Source organism: Tateyamaria armeniaca (assembly GCF_045797845.1).
GTDB classification, from domain to species: Bacteria; Pseudomonadota; Alphaproteobacteria; order Rhodobacterales; family Rhodobacteraceae; genus Tateyamaria; species Tateyamaria armeniaca.
This window is the reverse complement of the sequence record NZ_JBHDIY010000002.1, coordinates 73,067-94,916: the sequence shown is the minus strand read 5'-3', so window position 1 is coordinate 94,916 and position 21,850 is coordinate 73,067. Positions and strand designations below refer to the sequence as shown.

At 60.4% G+C, this 21,850-nt stretch carries 20 protein-coding genes and 1 pseudogene; 8 read left to right on the top strand and 13 right to left on the bottom strand.

The annotated features are described in order from the left end of the window. Positions 1-31 precede the first annotated feature (31 nt). The gene (locus tag ACERZ8_RS00555) at positions 32-2,059 is read left to right on the top strand and encodes a tripartite tricarboxylate transporter permease (RefSeq protein WP_407590182.1); all 2,028 of its coding nucleotides are present in this window, start codon (positions 32-34) and stop codon (positions 2,057-2,059) included. Further along, entirely contained in the window at positions 2,056-3,153 is a 1,098-nt protein-coding gene (locus tag ACERZ8_RS00550) for a 4-oxalomesaconate tautomerase (protein WP_407590181.1), read from the top strand. Before ACERZ8_RS00555 ends, ACERZ8_RS00550 begins: the two co-directional genes overlap by 4 nt. Here ACERZ8_RS00550 and ACERZ8_RS00545 read toward each other — a convergent pair. After that, positions 3,150-3,830: a transporter substrate-binding domain-containing protein gene (locus ACERZ8_RS00545; protein WP_407590180.1), complete on the bottom strand. Its 681-nt coding sequence runs from the start codon at positions 3,828-3,830 to the stop codon at positions 3,150-3,152. The genes ACERZ8_RS00550 and ACERZ8_RS00545 overlap by 4 nt on opposite strands. 120 nt (positions 3,831-3,950) lie before the next feature. Here ACERZ8_RS00545 and tcuA point away from each other — a divergent pair, with 120 nt between their 5' ends. Continuing rightward, entirely contained in the window at positions 3,951-5,414 is a 1,464-nt protein-coding gene (gene tcuA / locus ACERZ8_RS00540; protein WP_407590179.1) for an FAD-dependent tricarballylate dehydrogenase TcuA, read from the top strand. A gap of 3 nt (positions 5,415-5,417) precedes the next feature. On the opposite strand, the gene ACERZ8_RS00535 is transcribed toward tcuA, so the two are convergent. Further along, positions 5,418-7,046, bottom strand: a complete 1,629-nt coding sequence (locus tag ACERZ8_RS00535; protein WP_407590178.1) for an AMP-binding protein — start codon at positions 7,044-7,046, stop codon at positions 5,418-5,420. 122 nt (positions 7,047-7,168) lie between these two features. Between ACERZ8_RS00535 and ACERZ8_RS00530 the strand changes: the two genes are divergently transcribed. Then, a complete protein-coding gene (locus tag ACERZ8_RS00530) occupies positions 7,169-7,810 on the top strand; it encodes a sulfotransferase family 2 domain-containing protein (RefSeq protein ID WP_407590177.1) in 642 nt (213 codons plus the stop codon). Between the two features lie 240 nt (positions 7,811-8,050). Next, entirely contained in the window at positions 8,051-8,647 is a 597-nt protein-coding gene (locus ACERZ8_RS00525) for a Hint domain-containing protein (protein ID WP_407590176.1), read from the top strand. Positions 8,648-8,763: 116 nt separating this feature from the next. Here the strand turns inward: ACERZ8_RS00525 and ACERZ8_RS00520 are convergent. The 11 genes and pseudogenes from ACERZ8_RS00520 to ACERZ8_RS00470 all read right to left on the bottom strand — a co-directional run bounded on the left by ACERZ8_RS00520 (position 8,764) and on the right by ACERZ8_RS00470 (position 19,475). Beyond that, positions 8,764-10,961 (bottom strand): annotated as a pseudogene (locus tag ACERZ8_RS00520) (3-hydroxyacyl-CoA dehydrogenase NAD-binding domain-containing protein). Further along, entirely contained in the window at positions 10,943-11,926 is a 984-nt protein-coding gene (locus tag ACERZ8_RS00515; protein ID WP_407590175.1) for a hypothetical protein, read from the bottom strand. Before ACERZ8_RS00515 ends, ACERZ8_RS00520 begins: the two are co-directional and overlap by 19 nt. Beyond that, a complete protein-coding gene (locus tag ACERZ8_RS00510; protein WP_407590174.1) occupies positions 11,926-13,137 on the bottom strand; it encodes an acetyl-CoA C-acetyltransferase in 1,212 nt (403 codons plus the stop codon). The genes ACERZ8_RS00515 and ACERZ8_RS00510 overlap by 1 nt, the downstream gene beginning before the upstream one ends. A 103-nt stretch (positions 13,138-13,240) precedes the next feature. Further along, positions 13,241-13,873 (bottom strand): glutathione S-transferase family protein, encoded by a 633-nt coding sequence (locus ACERZ8_RS00505; protein WP_407590173.1) that lies wholly within the window; start codon positions 13,871-13,873, stop codon positions 13,241-13,243. Between the two features lie 299 nt (positions 13,874-14,172). After that, a complete protein-coding gene (locus tag ACERZ8_RS00500; protein WP_407590172.1) occupies positions 14,173-15,330 on the bottom strand; it encodes an acyl-CoA dehydrogenase family protein in 1,158 nt (385 codons plus the stop codon). Positions 15,331-15,355: 25 nt separating this feature from the next. Continuing rightward, the gene (locus ACERZ8_RS00495; protein WP_407590171.1) at positions 15,356-15,568 is read right to left on the bottom strand and encodes a hypothetical protein; all 213 of its coding nucleotides are present in this window, start codon (positions 15,566-15,568) and stop codon (positions 15,356-15,358) included. Position 15,569: 1 nt separating this feature from the next. Beyond that, positions 15,570-15,779, bottom strand: coding sequence for a hypothetical protein (locus tag ACERZ8_RS00490; protein ID WP_407590170.1), 210 nt, complete (start codon positions 15,777-15,779; stop codon positions 15,570-15,572). A 47-nt stretch (positions 15,780-15,826) separates the two neighbouring features. After that, on the bottom strand, positions 15,827-17,608 hold the full coding sequence (locus ACERZ8_RS00485; RefSeq protein WP_407590169.1) for an acyl-CoA dehydrogenase C-terminal domain-containing protein: 1,782 nt from the start codon (positions 17,606-17,608) through the stop codon (positions 15,827-15,829). A gap of 29 nt (positions 17,609-17,637) precedes the next feature. Continuing rightward, positions 17,638-18,039, bottom strand: coding sequence for a MerR family transcriptional regulator (locus ACERZ8_RS00480; protein ID WP_407590168.1), 402 nt, complete (start codon positions 18,037-18,039; stop codon positions 17,638-17,640). A 199-nt stretch (positions 18,040-18,238) separates the two neighbouring features. Continuing rightward, a complete protein-coding gene (locus ACERZ8_RS00475) occupies positions 18,239-18,988 on the bottom strand; it encodes a hypothetical protein (protein WP_407590167.1) in 750 nt (249 codons plus the stop codon). Positions 18,989-19,100: 112 nt separating this feature from the next. Next, positions 19,101-19,475, bottom strand: coding sequence for a MerR family transcriptional regulator (locus ACERZ8_RS00470; RefSeq protein ID WP_407590166.1), 375 nt, complete (start codon positions 19,473-19,475; stop codon positions 19,101-19,103). Positions 19,476-19,595: 120 nt separating this feature from the next. Between ACERZ8_RS00470 and ACERZ8_RS00465 the strand changes: the two genes are divergently transcribed. The 3 genes from ACERZ8_RS00465 to ACERZ8_RS00455 all read left to right on the top strand — a co-directional run bounded on the left by ACERZ8_RS00465 (position 19,596) and on the right by ACERZ8_RS00455 (position 21,846). Then, positions 19,596-20,018 (top strand): PaaI family thioesterase, encoded by a 423-nt coding sequence (locus tag ACERZ8_RS00465; protein ID WP_407590165.1) that lies wholly within the window; start codon positions 19,596-19,598, stop codon positions 20,016-20,018. Then, positions 20,015-20,515: a PaaI family thioesterase gene (locus tag ACERZ8_RS00460; RefSeq protein ID WP_407590164.1), complete on the top strand. Its 501-nt coding sequence runs from the start codon at positions 20,015-20,017 to the stop codon at positions 20,513-20,515. Before ACERZ8_RS00465 ends, ACERZ8_RS00460 begins: the two co-directional genes overlap by 4 nt. Positions 20,516-20,586: 71 nt before the next feature. Further along, positions 20,587-21,846: an MATE family efflux transporter gene (locus ACERZ8_RS00455; protein ID WP_407594114.1), complete on the top strand. Its 1,260-nt coding sequence runs from the start codon at positions 20,587-20,589 to the stop codon at positions 21,844-21,846. Positions 21,847-21,850: the final 4 nt, after the last annotated feature.

The window sequence follows — 21,850 nt, the reverse complement described above, 5'->3', positions numbered from 1 at the left end:
CGTTTTGCCAAGTGAAGGGGAGGGCGGCGTCATGGAAGTCATCATGGAGGCCTTGCCAGCGTTCGGCGATGCATGGGGGCTGATCCTGCAGCCGGTCGTGCTGGGATATCTGGTGCTGGGTGTTGTGATGGGCCTGTGCATCGGCGTCTTTCCCGGCCTTGGCGGGATCGCCGGTCTGTCACTTTTGCTTCCTTTCATGTTCGGGATGGAGCCTGTTCTGGGCCTTGCCCTGATGATCGGGATGGTGGCTGTCGTGCCCACATCCGACACGTTTGCATCCGTTCTTATGGGGATACCGGGGTCGTCCGCTTCGCAGGCCACCGTGCTTGACGGTTTTCCCATGGCCAAAAAGGGGATGGCGGCACGCGCGCTGTCGGCTGCCTTTGCCTCGTCCCTGTTCGGGGGGCTTGTGGGGGCAAGTTTCCTCACGATCTTTATCCTGATCGCGCGGCCCATCGTGCTGGAATTCCGCACGCCTGAATTGCTGATGATCACGATTTTCGGGCTGTCCATGGTCGGCATCCTCGCAGGCCGCGTGGCGATCAAGGGGATTGTTGCCGCTGGTCTGGGCATGCTGATCGGTACCATTGGCGAAGGCGCGTCATCGGGTGATCTGCGCATGTCGTCCTATGATTTTCCTTACCTCACCGACGGGCTAAAACTGGTGATCGTAGGCCTTGGTATCTTTGCCATCCCGGAAATCGTTTCCCTGCTGCGCAAGGACCGTGCGATTGCGGATCGCCCGCAACTGGGGGGCGGTTGGATCGTCGGCGTGCGCGACTGGTTTGCCAATATCTGGCTGTCCGCGCGCTGTTCGATCATCGGTGTGGTCGTGGGTGTGATCCCCGGCCTTGGCGGGTCCGTGGTGGACTGGATCGCTTATGGACACGCCGTGCAGACAACACCGGACAAGTCCAAATTCGGTTCTGGCGAAGTGCGCGGCGTGATCGGGCCGGAAAGTTCGAACAACGCCAAGGAAGGCGGCGGCCTCGTGCCCACGCTGCTGTTCGGCATCCCGGGATCGGGGTCCATGGCGATCTTTATCGGCGCGATTGCCCTGCTGGGATCGGGCCAGATCGAAGTCGGGCCCGCGATGCTCAAGAACAACCTCGACATCACCTATGCCATCGTCTGGCTGCTGGCGCTGGCCAACGTGGTGGGCACAGTGATCTGCATCGCGGCCTCGGGCGGAATTGCCAAGCTTACCACGATCCGGTTCGTGCTGCTGGCCCCGTTCCTGTTCATGATCATCAGCTTTGCGGCGTTCCAGTCGGGCCAGAACCTGATGGACCTCGTGGCCCTGTTCGGCATCGGCCTATTGGGCATCATGATGCGCCGTTTTGACTGGTCGCGCCCGGCCTTCCTGATCGGTTTCGTGCTGTCCAACCCGGCCGAGACATATGCGAACCAGGCCGTACAGATCGCATCCTCGCGCTTTCGCAAAAGCTTTGGCGAAGGGATCGAATACATCTTTACCCCGATCGTGATCGTCCTGCTGATCATCACCGTTGTGTCGGTTGTGATCGGGCTACGGCAGGCCAAACACATCATGGCCGAAGGGGATGTGAAATCCGGTTCGAAACGTGCGCCTTTCGTGTTCATGCTGCTGATCGCTGGTTACATCGCCTATGCGCTGTTCGATGCCGCTTCGATCCCCAGCTTCAGCCGTGACCGGGTGTTCCCGATGTTTGTGGCCAGCGTCTGCCTTGTCGGCTGCGCCGTCCTGATCATCCGCATGATGCTAAAGCCGGAGACCGATGTGATCTTTGCGGATCGCGAGCGGGAAGGGGATGATGCCGAGGCCACGCACGGTCTGTGGGCGACGCTTGGCTGGTTTGCCGCCCTGCTGGTGCTTACGTCGTTGCTGGGCTTTATTCTGGCACTGGCAGTCTTCTTGTTCAGCTTCATGCTCATACGTGCGGGCCTCAAGGCACCGATGGCTGCGGCTTATGCCGGCGCAGGCATTGCGTTCATGTGCACCATGGCGTGGCTGCTGAACCGTGACTTCCCGCCCGGACTGCTACAGGAATATGTCGATCTGCCATGGCCGCTCACATGACCCAGACAGCGATCCCCTTTCTTTTCATGCGCGGCGGGACGTCGCGTGGGCCATATATGAACCGCGCCGATCTGCCCGAGGATCTCAACACGTTGGCGCAAGTGCTGATTGCCATTGTCGGCTCTGGCCATGCCATGAACATCGACGGGATTGGGGGCGGCGTGGCAGTGACCACTAAGGTCGCAATGCTGTCGCGCTCAGAAGACGATTGGGCCGATGTCGACTACTTCTTTGCCCAGGTGAGCGTTGATGACCAGACCGTCGATTTCAAACCGACCTGCGGCAATATCCTGTCGGGTGTTGGCCCTGCCGCGATCGAAATGGGGCTGATCGCGGCGACCGGCGATGAAACAACCGTCAACATCCGTGCCGTCAATACCGAAGCGCGCGTGGCTGCCGTGGTTCAGACCCCCGGCGGCGTGGTCCGCTATGACGGGTCGGTGCAGATTGATGGCGTGCCGGGCACTGCCGCACCCGTTGCCTTGCAATTCATGGAGACAGTTGGCGGCGTCACCGGGGCCTTTCTGCCCACGGGCAATCTGATCGACATCGTGGACGGGATCGAAATCACCTGCATGGATGTTGCCATGCCCATGGTGATCGCAAAGGCGTCGAGTTTCGGTTTGAGCGGGCGTGAGTCCGCGGCGGACCTCGACGAAAACAGCGATTTCTTTGCCCGGATGGAGGCCGTGCGCCGACAGGCGGGCGCGCTGATGGGCATGGGGGATGTAAGCAACTCAGTAACTCCGAAATTCGGGTTGCTGGCACCCGCACAGGCCGGGGGCACCATCGCGGCGCGGTATTTTATGCCGTGGCGCACGCATCCGGCCATGGCGGTGACCGGGGCGCAGTGCCTTGCATCCTGCGTGTTGACGCCGGGTACGGTGGCCGCAGGGCTGGCGGCCCAACCCAATGAGGCACCAGTGACGATCACGCTGGAACATGCCAGTGGGCAGATCGATGTCGTGGTGGATTACGATCAGACCGACGCCGGGTTTGTGGTCAAATCGGCAGGCCTCGTGCGCACGGCCCGCAAACTGGCGGCGGGTGAGGTGTTCGTGCCCACCGCTGTCTGGCGTGGCCCAGCCGGTTAACCCGCCTTGGCGGCATCCACGAAACCGCTGGTCATTGCACGTTGTACAAAGTCGTTCAGCGCCGCAACGCGCGGGTCATCGCGATCGGGCAGCACCATTGCCTGACGGACCGACGTCAACGCACCGGGCAAAATGCGCACGTCCGGGTCCCCATCGAAAAACGCGTCGAGCGAGGCACGCACGCCTGCCACCGCATCGCAGCGACCTGCCTTGAACGCCGCAAAGCTTTCCGGCGGCGTGCCGAAGCGTTCGAGCGTGGCGTGCTCAAGGGACTTGGTCAGGTACATGTCATAGGCTGAACCCGCCGCCGTCAGGATGTGCACGCCTACGCTGTCGACGTCTTCGATATGGTGAAACGCCGAAGGCGCGCGCACCGCATAGGTGGCCTCGATCACGATATAGGGGTCGGTAAAGGCGATCTTTTCGGCCCGCATTGCATCGATGGCCATAAATCCGACATCCCACTTGTCGCGATCCGCATCGGCGAACACTTTGCCAGCGCCGTCATAGATCATAGGCTGCATGTGTGCCCCGATCTCCTCCGCCAAGCGGCGGGCCAGTGCCGGGCTGACGCCACCCAGCGTGTCGCCGTCCTGTTGCACAAGGGCGCGATTGCCCGTGTTGATGGCGACGCGCAGCACGCCGTTTCGGGCCAGGCCGTTCAAGTCGTCGGGCATATATGCTGCCTCCTTGCATAAGCGATGGCCCGGAATCGGGGCTTGCCAATCGCAGCTTATCGATTTAGTCACAGATAAATTGTATCCGCTTGGATACAAAAGTAGCTGCAGGAGACGCCAATGTCAAAATCTGTGATTGTCGTCGGGACAGGGAACGCCGCGCTATGTGCGGCCATGGCCGCGCTGGAAAAAGGTGCGTCCGTGACTTTGCTGGAAAAGGCGGATGAGGCCCTTGCAGGCGGCAACACGAAATACACCGCAGGTGCGATGCGGTTTGCATATGATGGCGCAGATGATCTGATGCCGCTGTTGCGTGATCGAAGCGATGCGCACCTGCCCAGCACCGATTTTGGCAGCTACACGACTGAGAAATTCGGGGCTGACCTTTTGGGTTTTAACGATGGTCGTCCCCTGTCGGACGAACAGCAGGCACTGGTCAACACATCGCTGGACACCATGCAGTGGCTCGCCTCACATGATGTGAAATTCGAACCGATCTACAGTCGCCAGAGTTTCGAAAAGGACGGGCGTCACGTGTTCTGGGGTGGCCTGACGCTGGCGGCAGAGAATGAAGGCGTGGGCCTGTTCGACATGGAGCTTGCGGCGGTCAAGCGCATGGGCGGCACCGTGCGCTACAACAGTGCGGTGACCGGGTTGGTCATGGACGGCGCGCGCGTCGTTGGGGTGCAGGTCGGCGACGAAGTGGTTCTTGCAGATGCCGTCATCCTTGCCTCGGGCGGCTTCGAGGCGAACGAGGACATGCGCGTGGCCCACATGGGGGACAACTGGAAGGCGGCCAAGGTGCGCGGCACACCGCACAACACAGGCGATGGCCTGCGCATGGCGATCAAAGCGGGGGCGGCGCAGAATGGACTGTTCAAAGGCTGCCACGCAACGCCGATGGACTTGCACATGGCCGATTTCGGTAACCTTGATCTACCTCCGGGCGAGCGCAAGAATTATCGCAAGATTTCCTACTTCCTTGGCGTTATGCTGAACGCGAACGGAGATCGGTTTGTCGATGAAGGCGCCAATTTCCGCAACTACACCTATGCGCAATATGGTGCTGCGATCCTCGAACAGCCGGGGCAATTTGCATGGCAGGTGTTCGACGCAAAGGTGTTTGACCTGCTCTATGGGGAATACCGCTTCTTTGACGCGCATTTCGTCGAAGGCGACACGCTGGAGGCTTTGGTGGCCAAAATGGAGGGCGTGGATCAGGCGGGGGCATTGGCGACTTTGTCCGCGTATAACGACGCTGTGGACACCAACACGGCCTTTGATCCGACGGCACTGGACGGCAAGAGCACAACCGGCCTGACGCCGCCCAAGTCCAACTGGGCGCAAAAACTCGATACCGGCCCGTTTCGCGCCTTTCCGGTGACCGGCGGCATCACCTTTACCTATGGCGGTGTGAAAGTGGACGAGACCGGCCATGTGCTGACCGCCGATGGCGCGCAAATCCCGGGCCTGTTTGCCTGTGGCGAGATGGTGGGCGGTGTGTTCTTTGCAGGCTACCCCGGTGGGTCGGGCCTGACCTCCGGTGCCGTCTTTGGCCGCCGCGCCGGGTATGGCGCCGCCTGAGGGCTAAAGGCTCGCAGCCTGCTTTCGCAATTCGAATTTCTGAATCTTACCAGTCGACGTCTTGGGCAGTTCCTGAAACACGACTTTCTTGGGGGCCTTGAACCCGGCAAGGGTTTCGCGGCTGAAGGCGATCAGGTCCGCCTCGCTTGGGGCGGTGCCGGGTTTCAGTTCGACAAACGCGCACGGCACCTCGCCCCACTTTTCGTCCGGCTTGGCCACGACGGCGGCCAGATTGACATCCGGATGGGCCATCAGCACGCCTTCGACTTCGACCGAACTGATGTTTTCACCCCCCGAAATGATGATGTCCTTGGCCCGGTCCGCGATCTGGATATAGCCGTCGGGATGCTGGATCGCGATATCGCCGGAATGGAAATATCCCCCCTCGAACGCTTCGGCTGTTGCGGCAGGGTTTTTGAAATACCCTTTCATCACTGAATTGCCCTTGATCATGATCTCACCCTGAACACTTCCGTCCATGGGCACCTGGGTCATATCGGCGTCCATGACAGTGATATGCTCCATCATCGGCATGGCCACGCCCTGACGCGCCTTGATCCCGGCCTTTTTGTCTTGCGCCAGATCGTCCCAGTCCGCGCCGCGCCAGATGCATTCGGTCACATGGCCATAGGTTTCAGTGAGGCCATAGACTTGGGTGACGTTGAACCCAAACGCTTCGATCTTGCCCAAGGTTGCAGGGGCAGGGGGCGCGCCCGCAGTAAAGACTTCGACCACGTGATCAAAAGGGCGCCGGTCGCTTGCGTCGGCATTGACCAGCATGTTCAGAACGATGGGCGCGCCGCCGAAATGCGTGACCCCTTCGTCCGCGATGGCGTTGTAGATCGCAGGCGCGGTGATGTCGCGACAACAGACCAGCGTGCCCCCCAACAGGGGCATCATCCATGTGTGGTTCCAGCCGTTGCAGTGAAACAGCGGCACGATGGCCATGAAAACGGGGTTCAGTTGCATACGCCAGCTGATCACCGTGCCCATGGTCATCAGATATGCGCCACGGTGGTGATAGACGACGCCCTTGGGTCGCCCCGTCGTGCCGGAGGTATAGTTCAGCGCAAGGCTCTCCCACTCGTCCTCGGGCATGATCCAGTCAAAATCCGGATTGGCTTCCGCCAGGACGTCCTCATAGGCGGCATGGCGCTCTGATGCGGGCCACCCTGCCGGGGCGTCGGCCACTTCGATCAGTTCGGGTTTCGCCCCGTCCATCGCTGCCACTGCCGCCTCGGCCAGATCAAGGAATTGCGGATCGACCAGAACCACCTTGGCCCCGCCATGTTCAAAGATGTAGGACACCGTATCGACATCCAGCCGCGTGTTGATCGTGTTCAGCACCGCACCGCAGGCGGGCACGCCAAAATGTGCCTCGGCCTGCGCGGGCAGGTTGGGGATCAGGGTGGCGACGACATCACCGGGGGCGATCCCCCGCGCGGCAAGTGCCGAGGCCAGCCGCGTGCACCGATCATAATACTGGGCATAGGTGACACGGTGCGCGCCATAGATGACTGCGGTCACATTGGGAAACACCTGAGCGGCGCGGCGCAGATGCGACAGGGGCGTCAGCGCCACATAGTTTGCATCCGTTTTGTCCAGACCGGTTTCGTCCGCCATCCAACCCATCACGTTCCTCCCCGTTGCCGCAACACGATGCCGATAAACTATGGCGAGGTGCGCGCGGGATGAAAAGAGAGGATGCGCCGCAAAGCAGTGGACCTTCGCGCCCGCATCTTTAGGCTGCGCCCATGATCCTGAGCCCGGGCCGTAAATACGTCTTTATCCATGCTCCGAAAACCGGGGGCACCTCGATGGCGCTGGCGCTTGAAGGGCGGGCGATGAAGGATGACATCATGCTGGGCGACACACCCAAGGCGCGCAAGCGGCGCCACCGGGTCAAGGACGCACAGACCCGGGGCAGGCTTTGGAAACATTCGACACTGGCGGACATCGACGGTCTTGTGCCATCGCTGGACGGCTTCTTTGCCTTCACCCTTGTGCGCAATCCGTGGGACCGGATGGTCAGCTATTATTACTGGCTACAAGAGCAGACATTCGATCATCCCGCCGTGGGGCTTGCAGCCCGGATGGAGTTTGTGGATTTCACATGTGCGCCGCAGATGCGCGCCGCAATGCAGGCCAGTCCGGCACAACACTACATGACGAACGGGCAGGGGGATGAACGGTGCGATGTGTATATCCGGCTTGAGGAGTTCCAGGCTGATGCGGCACCGCTTTGGGACCATCTGGGCTTTGCGCTTGATCTGCCACGCGCCAATGCATCTGCGCGCATGCGCGATTTCCGCACATATTACAACGTGGCCGCGCGCGACGCCGTCGCGCAAGCCTGTGCCGCGGACATCGAAAGATTCGGCTACAGCTTCGATTGATCCCGTCCAAATTGAATTTGCCTAAAAATTGTCGCGAATGAGGGGACAGTTCTGGCTGCGGCCTCAGAATTACCATGCGCTGCGGCGACAGTGCCCAAATTCTGCCCAATTCGCGGCGCGCGATTGCCCCGGGAATCACTCCAACTGAATTCATCAAATGCAACCGGCGCTGACACGAGCGCTGTCACCATGGGGATGGATGAGATGTTTGGATGGGCTACGAAAAACGCGCCACGCTACATGGCAGATACCTCTGCGGCGAGCGACGGAGCAGCGCTGAAAACACGCGGTTTGCTAGCGGGTGGGCACATCGCCACTGCAATGGGCTGGCGCCCGGTCGAAGCAATCGCTGCCGGTGATCTGGTGCTGACATTCGATCACGGACTGCGCCCGGTGATGGAAGTGCACCGCGAGACGTTCTGGGTGGCCGACATGATGGCCCCTGCGTCTTACGCCTCCGTTTTTGTACCTTCGGGCGCTTTGGGCAACTCGCAGGATCTCGAATTGCTGCCCGATCAGGGAGTCCTGATCGAAAGCGAAGCGGCGTGCGATGCCCACGGCGATCCGTTTGCCATCGTCCCTGCCAAGGCGCTTGCCGGGTATCGCGGGATTTCGCGGATCGAATCCAAGACCCGCATCGAAGTGATCACACTGGTCTTTGAACGTGCCGAGGTGATCTATGCGCAAGGTGGTGCTCTGGTTCACTGCCCGCCAGTCGAGGTCCGCATTTCGGATATCGGCCTGCAAAAGGACATCTACGACGTCATTCCAGCCGACGAGGCCAGGTTTCTGGTGGAATGCATGATGGTCGAAGACGGGATTGTCGCTGCTGCCTGAGCGCTACTGCAGGACAGTGACTGGGTGGGTCGGGAAGGGCCGCTGACAGACACGTCAGGCAATAGAAAAGAGGCCCCGCTTGGCGAGGCCTCTTTTTTTGTTTGGATATGCGTGGCTTAAGCTGCTTCGGCGTCTTTCAGGCCAAAACGTCCATAGAAGCTTTGGTTTTTCTCGGCCATTTCGCGCAGCAGGGCGGGGCACTTGAACCGTTCGCCGTACTTCGCTTCCAACTGGTCGCAGCGTTCGGCGGCATACGGTGCGCCGATGATGTCGAGCCATGACAGAGGGCCGCCCGACCAAGGCGCAAAGCCCCAGCCAAGGATCGCGCCCACGTCGCCTTCGCGGATGTCCATCAGCACACCTTCTTCCAGTGCACGCACCGCTTCGAGGACTTGAGAGAACAGCAGACGGTGCTGGACCTCGACCACCTCGGGCTGCTCATCGGCCAGCGGGTACTTTTCATTCAGACCTTTCCACAGGCCGGTGCGCTTGCCCTTTTCGTCGTATTCATAAAAGCCCGCATTGGCCTTGCGCCCCAGACGCCCTTCTTCTTCCAGCCAGAAGATCAGGTCATCCGCACCGGATTTGGGATAATCATCGCCCATCGCCGCCATGGTCGCGCGCGCGATCTTGGCGCCTAGATCGATGGCCGTCTCATCCGTCAGTTGCAGCGGGCCAAGGGGCATGCCCACCAGCTTGGCCGCGTTCTCGATCAGCGCAGGTTCGACCCCTTCGGTGACCATCCGCGCGCCTTCGTTGACGTAAGGAATGATGCAGCGGTTGGCATAAAAGAAGCGCGCGTCGTTGACCACGATCGGCGTCTTACGGATCTGGCGCACGTAGTCGAGCGCCTTGGCCACGGCCCGGTCTCCGGTCTCTTTGCCTTTGATGATCTCGACCAGCAGCATTTTCTCGACAGGCGAGAAGAAGTGGATGCCGATGAACTGATCCTGGTTTTTGAGGCCTTGGCGAGCTCGGAGATCGGCAGGGTCGAGGTGTTGGAGGCAAAGATGCAATCCTCGGGGATGACCGCTTCGACCTTGGCCGTGATCTCGGCCTTGACCTTGGGGTCTTCGAACACCGCTTCGATGATCAGATCGCAGCCCTTGAGCGCGTCCAGATCAGGCGTTGCCGTGATGCGAGAAAGCAGGGCGTCGCCCTTTTCCTGCGTGGTCTTGCCACGCTTGATGCCGCCGTCGATGTATTTCTGCGTGTACGCCTTGCCCTTGTCAGCAGACTCCTGATCGCGGTCGATCAGCACAACTTCGATGCCCGCCTGTGCGGACACCAGCGCAATGCCCGCGCCCATCAGGCCCGCGCCCAAAACGCCCAGCTTCTTGACCCGCTGATCGGGGATACCTTCAGGGCGGACCGCCCCTTTTTCCAGCGCTTCCTTGTTGAGGAAGAGCGAACGGATCATCGCGCCCGAAGACGGGTTAAGCAGGATGTTGGTGAACCAGCGTGCCTCGATTTTGAGCGCGGTATCGAAGGGGACAAGCGCGCCTTCATAGACGGCACTCAACAACGCCTTAGCCGCCGGATAGACCCCTTGGGTCTTGCCGTTGACCATGGCGGCCGCACCCACAAAGGTCATGAATCCGGCAGGGTGATAGGGGGCGCCGCCCGGCATTTTGTAGCCCTTGGCGTCCCACGGTTTCAGAATGTCGGCATCCGAGGCGTTCAGCACCCATGCGCGGGCTGCCGCGACCGGGTCGTCCACGACTTCGTCGACCAATGTGCCCTTGGCCTTGTCCGGGCTGACCATCTTGCCTTCCAGCAGGAACGGGGACGCCGCCATCGCGCCCAGTTTGCGCACAAGGCGCGTGGTGCCACCGGCACCGGGAAAGATGCCGACCATGATTTCCGGCAGGCCGACCTTGGCCTTGGGATTGTTGGCGATAAAGATGCGGTGCGTGGCCAGCGGCAGTTCCAGACCGATGCCAGCGGCAGTGCCGGGCAGGGCAGCGGCAATCGGTTTGCCGCCCTTGTTGGTCTTGGGGTCCATGCCTGCGCGTTCGATCTTGCGCAGAAGGCCGTGCATTTTCATGGTGCCCTCGAACAGACCCTTGGCCGGATCGTCGCCTGCGGCCTCTTTCATCTTTGCAAGCAGGTTCAAATCCATGCCACCTGCAAACGTGTCCTTGCCCGAGGTAATCACCACGGCCTTGACCGCATCATCGGCCAGCACGTCATCGATCATGGCGTTCAGGGTTTCGAGCCCCTCGAAAGACATCACGTTCATCGATTTCCCATCGACGTCCCACGTGATCGTGGCGATGCCCTCGGCGTCCTTGTTCAGTTTAAAGTCTGCCATGATTTGGTCCTTTCCTGGATTTCACGGTGCGTCGGCAGGGCATCTGTCGGCTCTGGCGCGCCATATGGGTATGTCTTGTTGGCGATGGCGTTGGTCACGTGTTTCAGTTTCCACCCCATGCCGGTGTGTTTGAGGATCATGCGGGATTTGATTGCGGGCAGGGCGGTTTCACCGGCCTTGAGAAACAGGCTTTTGTGATATCCGCAGATCATGTCCGACCCCAGAAACTGGGCATTGTCAGCACTGCGCACAAATGTATCGGCAGTTTCGCCGTTGATCAGGTCAACGGTGAGGTCAAAGAACGGGCGCACATCCTCGGGCGAGGCCATCAATGTGTCGACGTTGTTGCCATGGGACGTGTAGGGCAGGTCGCATAGCGCGATGTAGGCGTCGAAATTCTGATCGACAGTTGCGCTGGTCAACTGGTCAAGGAAACGCTGATAGACGGGCAGCGGGTGATCGGTGTGGCGCCGCGCATCATGCTCGGATTTCTGAGTGCGCAACATGCCTGACTCCGCGACCCGCAGCAGGCTGATGGGCCATCGTTTGGCCTCAAGCTCGCTGGCCACCTCGATCAGGCGCCAGGTCCCGTCAAAATTCTGCAGCACGATCCGGTTGTGATAGCTGGGCACCATCTGTGTCGCATTGCGCAAGGCATGGGTCACATAGTGGCCTTCGATGATGTGGTCGTTCAGAAACTCGGCGTCCGACGCAAGTCGGATAAAGTGGTTGACCCCAAGACTTCTGAGCGAGCCGGTAAACGCCTCCATCCCGAGTTCGAGGTCAGCCTCGGTCTCCATGATCATGTCCATGTCCATGGTTATGCGACGGTAAGGCAGGTTCACCGTGGCCCGCATCGTGGCCACGTCACCATCCAGCAAGGCGCGCGACTGAATGTCGAGCACCTCTTGCAGCAGCAGCATCGCTTCTGCGTGCTGAACCTGGGGGCCAGAACCTGCAACCATCACACGCGCTCGATGATGGTGGCTGCCCCCATTCCGGATGCAATGCACAGCGTTGCAAGACCAACTTCCTTGTCGGCTCGCTCCAACTCATCCAGCAATGTGCCGATGATCATCGCACCTGTCGCGCCCAACGGGTGACCCATCGCGATGGAGCCGCCGTTGACGTTGACCTTGTCGTGATCCACATCGAACGCCTGCATGAAGCGCAGAACGACGCTGGCAAAGGCCTCGTTGACCTCGAACAGATCGATGTCCTTGATATCCATTCCGTGATCTTTCAGGATCTTTTCGGTGACCGGCACCGGACCTGTCAGCATGATGGTCGGATCAGTTCCGATCTTGGCCGTGGCACGGATACGGGCGCGGGGTTTCAGGCCCCATTTGTCGCCGAATTCCTTGTTGCCAATCAGCACGGCGGCAGCGCCATCCACGATACCGGAGGAGTTTCCGGCATGATGGATATGGTTGATCCGCTCAAGGTGGGGGTATTTCATCAGCGCGACTTTGTCGAAACCGGGCATGACCTCTCCCATCGCCTGAAAGGCGGGGTTGAGACTGCCAAGCGACTGCATGTCGGTCTGCGGGCGCATGTATTCGTCGTGATCCAGAATGGTCAGGCCATTGACGTCCTTGATCTCGATCACCGACTTGGCAAAGCGGTTGTCGTCCCAGGCGGCCTTGGCACGCTGCTGGCTGGCAACGGCCAATTGGTCAGCATCGTCTCGGGTAAACCCGTATTCGGTGGCGATGATATCGGCGCTGATGCCTTGGGGGACAAAATAGGTGTCCATAGCGATGCTGGGATCGGCGGCAATCGCGGCCCCGTCGGACCCCATGGCCACGCGGCCCATCATCTCGACGCCGCCCGCGATATAGGCATCGCCCGCCCCGCCGCGCACCTGGTTGGCGGCAAGGTTCACAGCCTCCATGCCGGAAGCGCAAAAACGGTTGATCGCAAGGCCGGGGATCTTTTCATCAAGGTCAGAGGCCAGCACGGCAGAGCGTGCAAGGCAGCCGCCCTGTTCCATGACTTGGGTGACGTTGCCCCAGATCACGTCTTCGACTGCGTGGCCGTCAAAGCCATTGCGGTCCTTGATGGCGTTCAGGGTCTGGGCTGAGAGGCGCAGCGATGTGACCTCGTGCAGGCTGCCGTCCTTGCGGCCCTTGCCGCGCGGCGTGCGGATCGCGTCGTAGATATAGGCTTCGGTCATGGTGTTCGTCCTTTTGCCAGAGGCGTCGTGTTCTGTCCTTAGGTGGGCTGGACCAGTCGGTCTAATCAAGGGTGACGTTGCGGCGTTTCACGTAAACTTTCAGTCAGGCCCGATCCGCCGGTGATCCGGGCATCAGATCATAAGGGGCCTTCCATCCTTCGAGGCCCTGAATATTGCTCAGCCAACGGTCAATGTTGGGCCATGCAGCACGCTCAAACCCAAAGGGTTCGGGATAGTAGAGATAGCCACAACAGCTGATGTCCGCATTCGTGACGCCGTCCCCGACAATCCAGTCACGCCCTGCCAGATGGGCATCCAGCACGCTATAGGCCGCCTTCAGGCGGCCCTGGTTGAACGCGATGACCTCTTGCGGACGCTTTTCCTCGGGGAGGAAGTTCATGAGAAAACGCGTGACACCGCACATGGATGACAGCTTATGATTGTCCCACAGCACCCAACGAAGCACTTCGTACTTGTCCTCAGGCGGTCCGCCATGTTTGCCGGACACATCGGTGATGTATTGCTGGATCACGCCCGACTGGCTGATCTTTTTGTCGCCATCTACAAGCAAGGGCGCTTCGCCCATTGGGTTGAGTGCGCGGAATTCATCCGAACGGGCCGCTCCCCCGAAGAAATCGACAAAAACGGGCTCCCATTCGAGGCCAGACAGTTCCAGCGCCAGCGCGGCCTTGTAGGAATTTCCGCTTTCGCCGAAGCAGTGCAGTTTGAGGGTCATATCGTCTGGCCTTTGTAATGGTAGATCCAGGGCAGGACCGGGGTTTCACACCCCGGACCCCGTGGAGTTTATTTTGCGAGATGAAGATGGGTCGGTTTTACTGTGTATTAAGGTTAATCGCCCAGTCTGTGGCTTGTATGGCAGACTGGAGAGTTGAGCCATATGCGAGGTGAAGCCCCGGACTCCCGCACGTTTTTGGCCGGAGGACGGGGTGGATCGCGCGCCATATCCTGTCTTCATCTCGCCAGGAAAACTCCCCCCGGAGGGTCGGCTGGCAATAGGTCGTGACGATCCGGGCATCAAAACGCCCTCGCAATCAGCTCTTTCATGATCTCGTTAGTGCCACCGTAGATACGCTGTACGCGCGCATCCGTCCACATCCCGCCGATGTCATAGTCTTGCGTGAACCCGTAGCCACCATGCAATTGCAGGCACTCGTCCAGAACCCAGGCTTGAGTGTCCGTAGTCCAGTATTTGCACATGGCGGCCTTGTCGACAGTAAGTTCACCGCGCAAATGCTCGGCCATGCATTCATCAAAGAACGCGCGGCTGACCATCGTCTTGGTTTTGGCCTCGGCCAGTTTGAAGCGGGTGTTCTGGAATTGCATGATTGGGCCGCCAAAGGCCTCGCGTTCTTTGCAATACGCTATCGTACGCTCCACAGCGCCTTCCATTGCACCCACCGCAGAACAGGCAATGATCATCCGTTCCTGCGGCAGTTGCTGCATGAGCTGGTAAAATCCCTGTCCCTCGTCGCCACCAAGGATATTTTCTGGCGCGATCTCGACATTGTCGAAGAACAGCTCGGACGTGTCAGAGGCGTGCATGCCGATCTTATCGAGGTTGCGACCCCGCTCGAACCCTGCGGCCCCGTCGGTTTCGACCACGACAAGCGACACGCCCTTGGATCCGAGGTTTGGGTCGGTTTTGGCCGCGACGATGATCAGGTTGGCGTGTTGCCCGTTGGTGATGAACGTCTTTGACCCGGTCAGTTTGTAGGCATTTCCGTCGCGGATCGCGCGCGTCTTGATCGCCTGCACATCCGAGCCGGTCGAGGGTTCCGTCATGGCCAGAGCGCCGACCAGTTCGCCCGAGATCATCTTGGGCAGCCAGCGCGCCTTTTGATCGTCGGTGCCGTAGGCCAGGATGTAGTGGGCCACGATGCCCGAATGAATGCCGTGCCCCCATGCGGCCAGATTGCAGCGCGCCGCTTCGATCAGGATCGCGGCCTCGTGCCCGAAATCGCCACCCGCGCCACCGAAGTCTTCAGGTATCGACGGGCAGAGCAGGCCCAACTCGCCCGCCTGACCCCATGTGCTGCGGTCCATCTCGCCCTGTTTGCGCCAGCGTTCGAAATGCGGTGCCCACTCGTTGGTGATGAATTGCGCCGTCATGTCGGCGATCATCTGGTGTTCGTCGCTCATCCAGCCTGCGGGGCCGTGATCCAGGTCTTTCATATCTCTCCTCCCCAGAAGAAGATGGTCAGCGTTTGCGGGCGTCAAGTTCGGAGTTGAACAGGCGCAGCCGCGCCGTCAGATTTTCGCCATTCGTCACACTGTCGAAATTTTCAAACAGAAAGGACAGCGCCTCGCCCTCATCCAATCCTGCCTCGGCGGCGAACCGCTTGAGGCGGCGATAGCCGTCTTCGGTCATGGCCACCGGAAAGCGGCGGGTCAGGCGAAAGCGTTTTGGCATGTTATATCCGCTTTTTGATCTGGTGGGTCACGATGCTGAGGGCAAGGGCGATGCCTGCATATATCAAATAGGGACGCACCAGTCCGTCAAAATCGGGTGGGCCGCCGCCTGCCTCGAAATCGCTTGCGATCACGCCATATCCTGCCCGCACCAGCAACAGGATAAACGCGATACCACTGATTGTGCTGACAAAACCCAGAAATGACGCCATGCACACCTCCAAAAAAGAGTAGGGCGGGGAATGTCCCCGCCCCAACCTTAGAAGTTTGCCGCCTCCAGCGCCATCACTGTGTCACCGCCCGACTGGATGCGGGTCAGGTGCAGGGCAGTGGCGGGCAATTGGCGCGCCATGTAGTAGCGCCCCGTGGCCAGTTTCGTCTCGTAGAAATCAGGATCGGACGTGCCGCCTGCCAGCGCGGCGCGCGCCGCCTTGCCCATCCGCGCCCACATCAGGCCGATGCAGACATGGCCGAACATGTGCATGAAGTCATAAGACCCCGACAGCGCATTGTTGGGATTGCTCATGCCGTTCTGCATGAAATACATCCCCGCCGCCTGAAGGTCCTTGGATGCTGCCTTGAGCGGATCGAGGAATTCCTTGTCAAACGCTTCGTCCTGACCGGCATTGTCCTTGATGAAGGATTTAACCAGCTCGAAGAACGCCATCACGTGCTTGCCGCCATCCTGTGCCAGCTTGCGCCCCACAAGATCGAGCGCCTGCACGCCGTTGGCCCCTTCATAGATCATTGCGATACGGGCATCGCGGGTGTATTGCGACATGCCCCATTCCTCGATGTAGCCATGGCCGCCATAGACCTGCTGGGCCTTGATCGTCATGTCATAGCCCTGATCGGTCAGGAACCCTTTGATGATCGGGGTCAGCAGCGATACGATGCCGTCCGCGTCCTTGTCTTCACCGCGGTGGGCGGCGTCGATCATGGTTGCACTCCACAGGATGAACGCGCGCGCGCCTTCTGCGAAGGATTTCTGATCCATCAATGAACGGCGGATATCCGGGTGCACAATCAGCGGATCGGCAGGGCCGTCCGGGTTCTTGGTGCCGGTCACGTCGCGCCCTTGCAGGCGGTCCTTGGCGTAATCCAGCGCGTTCTGATAGGCGACTTCGGCCTGAGACAGGCCCTGCATGCCGACGCCGATACGAGCCTCGTTCATCATCGTGAACATGGCGCGCATGCCTTTGTGCTCTTCGCCGACCAGATAGCCGGTGGCGCCGTCATAGTTCATCACGCAGGTCGAGTTGCCGTGAATGCCCATTTTCTCTTCGATGTTGCCGACGGCCACGCCGTTGCGTGCGCCAAGGCTGCCATCTTCGTTCACGAGGAACTTGGGCACGATAAACAGCGACACACCTTTGATCCCCTCGGGGCCGCCGACGATTTTCGCCAGCACGAGGTGGATGATGTTGTCGGCCATGTCGTGTTCACCGGCCGAGATGAAGATCTTTTGTCCGGTGATCTTGTAGCTGCCATCGTCCTGTGGTTCCGCCTTGGTGCGCATCAGGCCCAGGTCGGTGCCGCAATGCGGTTCGGTCAGGTTCATCGTGCCGGTCCATTCGCAGGACACCATCTTGGGCAGATAGGTTTCCTTTTGTTCCTGGCTGCCGTGCGCGAGGATTGCAGATGCCGCACCATGCGTCAGGCCCTGATACATGGTAAAGGCCATGTTGGCCGACGAGAACATCTCGCCCACAGCTGTGCCGATCACGTAAGGCATGTTTTGACCGCCAAATTCCTCAGGCATGTCGAGACCGGGCCAGCCGCCTTCCTTGACCTGCTCGAAGGCTTCCTTGAACCCGGTGGGGGTGTACACGATGCCGTTTTCGAGGCGGCAACCTTCGGTGTCGCCGACGACATTGAGCGGGGCGAGGACGCCGGACGTCAGCTTGCCTGCTTCTTCGAGAATGGCTGAAGTAAAGTCTGCCTCAAGCTCGTCATAGCCGGGGATGTCGCTGCCGGTGACGTTGAGGACATCGTGCAGGATGAATTGCATGTCTTTGGTGGGCGGTGTGTAGCTGGGCATGTTTTCTCTCCCTAAAGGTGCAGCGGCGCTTACTCAGCGACCTTTTTCGCGGTGTTCATCGAGGCAAGCATCTTCTCGCCCCATTTCAGCTGATCTTGCAGGTCTTCGATCGCTTCGTTCAGTTCGTCGCGCTGGGCGACCATATCGGCCAGCCGGTCGCTGGCGATCTCGAAGGTGCGGGCCAGTTGGGTCTGTTGCTGGTCGCCCATGTCGTAGAGGTCGAGCAGCTGGCGTATCTCTTCGAGGCTGAAGCCAAAGCGCTTGCCGCGCAGGATCAGTTTCAGGCGGGCCCGGTCGCGCTTGGTGAACAGGCGTTTCTGCCCATCCCGGATCGGGAACAGCAGTTCCTTGGCTTCGTAAAATCGTAAAGTCCGCGGCGTGACGTCAAAGGCGTCGCACATCTCGCGGATTGTCATCGTTATTTCGGTCATCTGGATCACTCGCCTATCCTGTTACGGGCATGACATGGGACAGGATTGTGCGCGATGCAACCAAACTGTGACGTTGACGTAAGTCGTACGTTGCGTCACTTTGAAAGTTGACGCACCTGTGAACTGCGTCAAGCGTGAATTCGGCAAAAACTTGCATCTTTTTTGCGGTAGGCTGGTGCGGGATTTCCCTCAGTGCACGTTAGACAGACAGCCGATCGGCACGGTCCGAACTGTTCCCTGCCGACATCCACAACTGGTCAATCGCATCAAGGTGGTCCGTTGAATAGTCGGGCGCGACATCCCAGTACCGCCCGGATTCGACAAAATACCCAAGGCTGTCTTCATAGCTTTGCGCCCGATTAAAGGCGGTCGGGTTGGCGCGGACGCGCGGCATGTCGATCTGCCCAAGCTCTTCAAGCGCCATTGAGGGAAAGACCAGCCTGCTGTCGCCGCCGGGCGCGCGCACGCAGGCGCATCCCTGTTGCGAGGCGTGCAGCATCAGGCGGGCGGACTTGGCTTCGAGGTTGCGCAGGGTGATATCGTCGCGCAGCGGATCAGCAGACCCCTTGCCGTAAAAATGCGGGGCGGCAGAGTTCGAATAGACCATGTCGCAGCCCACAAAGACCATGGCAGATGGGCGCAACGCCGCCAGCACCCAGTATCCGGCGGTGAACGCCATTGTCGCACCGGCATAGATGATACCGCCATAGGCGTTGTTTGCAGGCACGTAATCAGACGCCCCGACAAGCGACTGGTCAGACTGCACAGCGGTTGGCATCCGGTCAGTTGGGAAATCGTCGGGCGAAATGTGATAGTCCCAATCGCTGCGCACTTTCCAAGCGTTATTGATGGCGACGATCGACGAAAACAGGGATTTGGGCAGATCGCGCGCGGCAAGCACATTGGGGGCACTGCCAAGGATCAGCACTGTCTTTGCTGCAGTTGTCATTGCCGTCTTCACCTTTGCCCGTGCCCGGTATGGTGTAGGACGGCCAAGGCGCAGGTCAAACCCACGCGCTGTCGCTTAGGGCTAAATCGCGGAATGCCGCGCGTCAGATGTGCTATTTGTCGGCAAGTTCGGACGCAACGCTGTCGCGCAGGTCCTTCAATTCGGCCGTGGCATCGGCCAGTTGTTTGCGTTGCTCTTCCAGCTCGGCCAGTTGGCCATCGGCCAGTTCGACCCAGGCGCGCATCTGCGCCTCGTTGCCTTCTTTTTCATAGATCAAAAGCCACTGACGGATGTCTTCGAGCTGAAAGCCGAATTTGCGGCCCCGCAGGATCAGCTTCATGCGCGCCCGTTCGCGCGCGCCGTAAAACCGTGACCGCCCTTCGCGGTCGGGCTTCAACAGCTCGATATATTCGTAATAGCGCAGCGTGCGCGGCGTCACGTCGAACTCTGCGCACATCTGCTTAAAGCTCAAGCGGTCGTCTGCCATGGCTTAACTCTCTCCCTGGGTTGAATCCTAAGGCGGGACAGCCCGGAGGGCAACAGGTGCCTTGCCCTGATCCGGGTGCGCGCCCATAACGTGATGACAACGCACTAAGGCAAGCACCCGATGTCCGATAAAACCAAGGCGGCCCGACAGTTCATCGAAGCCATCCCGCATTCCCGCGATCTGGGCATGGAGCTGACCGAGATCGGAGAGGGCGCGGCGGTGATCGTCATGCCGTACGACCCGCGCCTGATCGGGGATCCCGACACCGGGGTGATCAGCGGTGGGGCGGTATCGGCGGTGATGGACACATGTTGCGGTGCCGCCGTGATGAGCCATCCGGCGAACCGGGGCGGGACCGCGACGCTGGATCTGCGCATCGACTACATGCGGGCCGCAACGCCCGGGCAGGCCATCACGGCCCGCGCGATCTGTTACCACGTGACCCGCTCTGTCGCCTTTGTGCGCGCCACGGCAACGGATGAGGACACTGACAACCCGGTGGCAAGCGCCACGGGTGCGTTTACCGTGGAGGGCGTGCGATGAAACGCCCCGAGCCGGTGCAGGTGGTCAAACAACGCCGCGATGCGGCCCTGCGTGCCCTGGTCGACGGGGTGCCTTACATCCAGTACCTCGGCGTGCAGATCGACCGGCGCGGGGACGAGCTGACAGCCGTGTTGCCGTTTGCCGACAAGCTGATCGGCAATCCCATGCTGCCCGCGCTGCACGGTGGCGTCACGGCGGCCTTTCTTGAGGTGACGGCGGTGATCACCCTCAGTTGGTCATACCTGTGGGAAGACATCGAAAGCGGGGCCTTGGATTTCGAAGTGGAGACCGGCCCGCCCTTGCCGCGTTTGCCCAAGACTGTGGATTTTTCGGTCGACTACCTGCGCTCGGGCCTGCCGCGCGATGCTTATGCGCGGGCGCGCATCAACCGGGCCGGGCGGCGCTATGCAAGCGTGCATGTGGAAGGCTGGCAGGACAATCGTGAGCGGTTGTTTGCGCAAGGCACAGGCCATTTCGTGATGCCGCAGCGTCGGTGAAAGCGCCTGCTGCCCCGACTGCGCCACCGGCGCCGCTGACCCATCGCAGGGTTCTGAAGATCGCACTGCCGATTGTGTTGTCGAACGCAACCGTGCCGATACTCGGGGCCGTCGATGTCGGTGTGGTCGGACAGATGGGCGAGGCCGCGCCAATCGGGGCTGTCGCCATGGGCGCGATTATTCTGACCACGGTCTACTGGATTTTCGGTTTTCTGCGCATGGGCACCGTGGGTCTGGTCGGGCAGGCCGCAGGCGCAGGGGATTATGATGAAGTGTCTGCGTGGCTGACCCGCGCGCTTCTTGTGGCGGGGATTGGTGGTCTGGGGCTGATCCTGTTGCAGGTGCCGCTGTTCTGGGCGGCCTTCCAGCTTTCTCCGGCCAGTGAAGAGGTCGAAAACCTCGCGCGCGGCTACCTTGCCATCCGCATCTGGACGGCCCCTGCCGCCATTGCTGTCTATGCGCTGACGGGCTGGCTGATCGCGATGGAGCGGACAGGCGCGGTATTCTGGATTCAACTGAGCATGAACGGGGTCAACATCGCGCTGAACTTTGTCTTTGTGCTTGGCCTTGGCTGGGGGGTCGAAGGCGTCGCCATTGCCACGGTCATCGCCGAAGCGCTGGGGGCCGGTCTGGGGCTTTGGTTCTGTCGAGGGGCATTTGCGCGCCCCGCGTGGCGGGACCGGGCGCGGGTGCTGGAACGGGCCAAACTGGTGCGCATGGCACTGCTCAATACCGATATCCTGCTGCGCTCGGCCATGCTGATGATCATCTTTTCCAGCTTTGTCTTTATCGGTGCGCGCTTTGGCGATGTCACGCTGGCGGCAAACGAGGTGCTGATCCAGTTCATGTACATCACCGCCTATGCGATGGACGGGTTTGCCTTTGCGGCCGAGACGCTGATTGCGCGCGCCTATGGGCGCAAGGATCGTGCGCGTGTGCGCAAATCCGCCATCATGACCGGGATGTGGGGGATGGTGGTCTGTGTGCTGACGGCCGGTGCCTTTCTGCTGGCCGGTCCGTGGCTGATCGATCTGATGGCCAAGGATGTGGATGTGCAGATCGAAGCGCGCGACTACCTGTGGTGGATGGTGGCCGCCCCGCTGGTCGGGTGCGCGGCGTGGATGCTGGATGGGATATTCATCGGGGCCGCACGCGGGCGGGACATGCGCAACATGATGGCGCTGTCTTTCGTGATTTATTGGGTCGCCATTCTGGTGTTGCTGCCGGTCATGGGCAATCACGGGCTTTGGGCGGCCCTTCTCATATCCTTTGTGGCACGCGGTGTGACGCTGGGTGCGCGCTATCCGGCGTTGGAGCGTGGGGCTGCGTGAGGAC

Excerpts from the sequence above, each read along its gene's own strand:
- ACERZ8_RS00555 (WP_407590182.1), top strand. The coding sequence starts at position 32 with ATGGAAGTCATCATGGAGGCCTTGCCAGCGTTCGGCGATGCATGGGGG.
- ACERZ8_RS00550 (WP_407590181.1), top strand. The coding sequence starts at position 2,056 with ATGACCCAGACAGCGATCCCCTTTCTTTTCATGCGCGGCGGGACGTCG.
- ACERZ8_RS00545 (WP_407590180.1), bottom strand. The coding sequence starts at position 3,830 with ATGCCCGACGACTTGAACGGCCTGGCCCGAAACGGCGTGCTGCGCGTC.
- tcuA (WP_407590179.1), top strand. The coding sequence starts at position 3,951 with ATGTCAAAATCTGTGATTGTCGTCGGGACAGGGAACGCCGCGCTATGT.
- ACERZ8_RS00535 (WP_407590178.1), bottom strand. The coding sequence starts at position 7,046 with ATGGGTTGGATGGCGGACGAAACCGGTCTGGACAAAACGGATGCAAAC.
- ACERZ8_RS00530 (WP_407590177.1), top strand. The coding sequence starts at position 7,169 with ATGATCCTGAGCCCGGGCCGTAAATACGTCTTTATCCATGCTCCGAAA.
- ACERZ8_RS00525 (WP_407590176.1), top strand. The coding sequence starts at position 8,051 with ATGGCAGATACCTCTGCGGCGAGCGACGGAGCAGCGCTGAAAACACGC.
- ACERZ8_RS00515 (WP_407590175.1), bottom strand. The coding sequence starts at position 11,926 with ATGGTTGCAGGTTCTGGCCCCCAGGTTCAGCACGCAGAAGCGATGCTG.
- ACERZ8_RS00510 (WP_407590174.1), bottom strand. The coding sequence starts at position 13,137 with ATGACCGAAGCCTATATCTACGACGCGATCCGCACGCCGCGCGGCAAG.
- ACERZ8_RS00505 (WP_407590173.1), bottom strand. The coding sequence starts at position 13,873 with ATGACCCTCAAACTGCACTGCTTCGGCGAAAGCGGAAATTCCTACAAG.
- ACERZ8_RS00500 (WP_407590172.1), bottom strand. The coding sequence starts at position 15,330 with ATGAAAGACCTGGATCACGGCCCCGCAGGCTGGATGAGCGACGAACAC.
- ACERZ8_RS00495 (WP_407590171.1), bottom strand. The coding sequence starts at position 15,568 with ATGCCAAAACGCTTTCGCCTGACCCGCCGCTTTCCGGTGGCCATGACC.
- ACERZ8_RS00490 (WP_407590170.1), bottom strand. The coding sequence starts at position 15,779 with ATGGCGTCATTTCTGGGTTTTGTCAGCACAATCAGTGGTATCGCGTTT.
- ACERZ8_RS00485 (WP_407590169.1), bottom strand. The coding sequence starts at position 17,608 with ATGCCCAGCTACACACCGCCCACCAAAGACATGCAATTCATCCTGCAC.
- ACERZ8_RS00480 (WP_407590168.1), bottom strand. The coding sequence starts at position 18,039 with ATGACCGAAATAACGATGACAATCCGCGAGATGTGCGACGCCTTTGAC.
- ACERZ8_RS00475 (WP_407590167.1), bottom strand. The coding sequence starts at position 18,988 with ATGACAACTGCAGCAAAGACAGTGCTGATCCTTGGCAGTGCCCCCAAT.
- ACERZ8_RS00470 (WP_407590166.1), bottom strand. The coding sequence starts at position 19,475 with ATGGCAGACGACCGCTTGAGCTTTAAGCAGATGTGCGCAGAGTTCGAC.
- ACERZ8_RS00465 (WP_407590165.1), top strand. The coding sequence starts at position 19,596 with ATGTCCGATAAAACCAAGGCGGCCCGACAGTTCATCGAAGCCATCCCG.
- ACERZ8_RS00460 (WP_407590164.1), top strand. The coding sequence starts at position 20,015 with ATGAAACGCCCCGAGCCGGTGCAGGTGGTCAAACAACGCCGCGATGCG.